Source organism: Neisseria sp. P0021.S005 (assembly GCF_051956955.1).
Window position 1 is genome coordinate 1 of sequence record NZ_JBQCWY010000416.1, and the last position, 2,662, is coordinate 2,662.

Annotated in this window: 2 protein-coding genes; both read left to right on the forward strand. The window is 48.0% G+C overall.

Annotated elements, in window-relative coordinates; genetic code table 11:
* Positions 1 to 935: phenylalanine--tRNA ligase subunit alpha (pheS, locus tag ACTHUE_RS14970; RefSeq protein WP_440423896.1), on the forward strand; the 935-nt coding region annotated here is incomplete at its 5' end.
* Between the two features lie 103 nt (positions 936 to 1,038).
* On the forward strand, positions 1,039 to 2,662 hold a 1,624-nt coding region (gene pheT, locus ACTHUE_RS14975; protein ID WP_440423897.1), incomplete at its 3' end, for a phenylalanine--tRNA ligase subunit beta.

Genomic DNA, 2,662 nt, shown 5'->3' on the forward strand with positions numbered 1-2,662 from the left:
AAGACTTCAATGCCTTAGAACAAATTAAAGCACGCTATCTTGGTAAAACCGGCGAATTGACCGGACTTTTGAAAACTTTGGGTCAAATGTCTCCTGAAGAGCGTAAAACCATAGGCGCGCACATCAACGAATGTAAAAATCAGTTTCAGACGGCATTTAATAGCAAACGCGATGCCCTGAATGAAGCCAAGCTGCAAGCTCAATTGGCTGCAGAGGCCTTGGATATTACTTTGCCGGGCCGTGCACAAGAACATGGCGGTTTGCATCCAGTTACTTTGACTTTGCAACGTGTGGTTGAGCTGTTTCACGGTATGGGTTTTGAAGTGGCGGACGGCCCTGAAATCGAAGACGATTTCCATAATTTCCAAGCCTTGAATATTCCTGCAAATCACCCAGCGCGTGCGATGCAAGATACTTTCTATGTTGAAAATGGCGACGTTTTGCGCACACACACTTCGCCTATTCAAATCCGCTATATGCTCGACAAAAAAGAGCCACCTATCCGCATTATTGCTCCCGGCCGCGTTTACCGCGTGGACAGTGATGCCACTCACTCGCCTATGTTCCATCAGGCCGAAGGTTTGTGGGTAGAAGAGGGTGTGACTTTTGCCGACTTGAAAGCAGTGTTCACTGACTTTATCCGTCGCTTCTTTGAACGCGATGACCTGCAAGTACGTTTCCGTCCGTCTTTCTTCCCGTTCACCGAGCCTTCTGCCGAAATCGACATCATGGGCGAAAACGGCAAATGGTTGGAAGTCGGCGGTTGCGGTATGGTACATCCTAACGTGTTGAAAAACGTCGATATCGACCCTGAAAAATATACCGGTTTCGCTTTCGGTATCGGTCTCGACCGCTTTGCCATGTTGCGCTACAACGTCAATGACTTGCGTTTATTCTTCGATAACGATTTGAACTTTTTGAAGCAGTTTAAATAAATTTCAGATGGTCTTTTGATAGTCCGTCTGAAAAGTGAATAGATATTACTGATTTCGTCTGATAAAAATTTGTTTCAGACGGCCTGATAGTAGAGAAAATAATATGCAATTTCCTTATTCATGGCTGAGAACCCAAGCCAATCCTGATCTTTCTGCCGATAAACTGGAACATCTTTTGACCATGGCCGGTTTGGAAGTGGAAGAAATCGATACTGCTGCCCCTGCTTTCAGTGGCGTGGTTGTTGCCGAAGTAAAATCCGTTGAAAAACACCCTGATGCAGACCGTTTGAACGTTACCCAAGTTGATGCCGGTACGGGCGAGTTGGTTCAGATTGTTTGTGGTGCGCCGAATGTCAAGCCGGGCATTAAAGTGCCGTGTTCGTTGCCAGGTGCCGTTTTGCCGGGCAATTTCAAAATTAAGCCGACTAAAATGCGTGGTGTGCCATCAAACGGTATGCTGTGTTCGACCAATGAACTGGGTTTGCCTGATGACGGTGTAGACGGCCTGCACATTCTGCCTGAAGATGCGCCTGTCGGTACCAATATCCGTGAATACTTGGATTTGGACGATACGCTGTTTACATTGAAAATTACGCCTAACCGCGCTGATTGCTTGAGTGTTAAGGGTATTGCGCGTGAGGTTTCTGCGTTGACTCAATGTGCGTTTACGCCTGTTGAAATTCAGACGGCCTCTATCGACAGTGAGAAAAAACAGGCTGTCCGTATTGATACACCGGCCGATTGCGGTCGTTTTATCAGCCGCATTATTGAAAATGTCAATGCGAAAGCGGCTACACCCGATTGGATGAAACAACGTTTGGAACGCAGCGGTATCCGCAGCATTTCCGCATTGGTGGACATTGGCAACTATGTGATGCTGGAAATCGGTCAGCCTATGCATGTTTTCGATGCTGACAAGCTGTCAGGCAGCTTGATTGTCCGCCGTGCTCAAAATGGTGAGACTTTGGCGTGTCTGAATGAGAAGACGGTTACTTTGGCGGACAATACACTGGTGGTCGCTGATGAAAAAGGTGCGTTGAGCTTGGCCGGCTTGATGGGCGGCGAGGCAAGCGCGGTTTCTGATGAGACGCAAAATATTGTGTTGGAAGCTGCTTGGTTTGCCCCGGAGATTATTGCAGGTAAATCCCGTCAATACGGTTTTGGTTCGGATTCTTCTTTCCGTTTTGAGCGTGGTGTGGATTGCCGCTTGCAAGCTGATGCCATTGAGCGTGCTACCGAATTGGTGTTGCAGATTTGTGGTGGCGCAGCCGGTGAAATGGTTGAAGCACAAGGCAAATTGCCCGAGGCAAAACAGGTCGAATTGCGTTTAGGCCGTCTGAAAACGGTATTGGGCGTTGAAGTCCCTGCCGATCAAGTCGAAATTATCTTGCAACACTTGGGTTTGAAGCCTGAGAAAACTGCAGAAGGCTTCCGTGTCACTTCTCCTAGCTTCCGTTTCGACATCGAAATCGAAGCCGATTTGATTGAAGAAATCGGCCGCGTTTACGGTTATGAAAATATTCCCGACGACTATACTTCAGGCCGTCTGAAAATGTTGGCTTTGCCTGAAACCAAACGTCCGCGTTTTGCGGTTTATAATGAAATGGCGGCTCGCGGTTACCGCGAAGTGGTCAGCTATGCGTTTGTGGATGAGCAATGGGAGCAAGACTTTGCTGCCAATACCAATCCTATCCGCCTGCAAAATCCGTTGGCGGCGCAGTATGCCG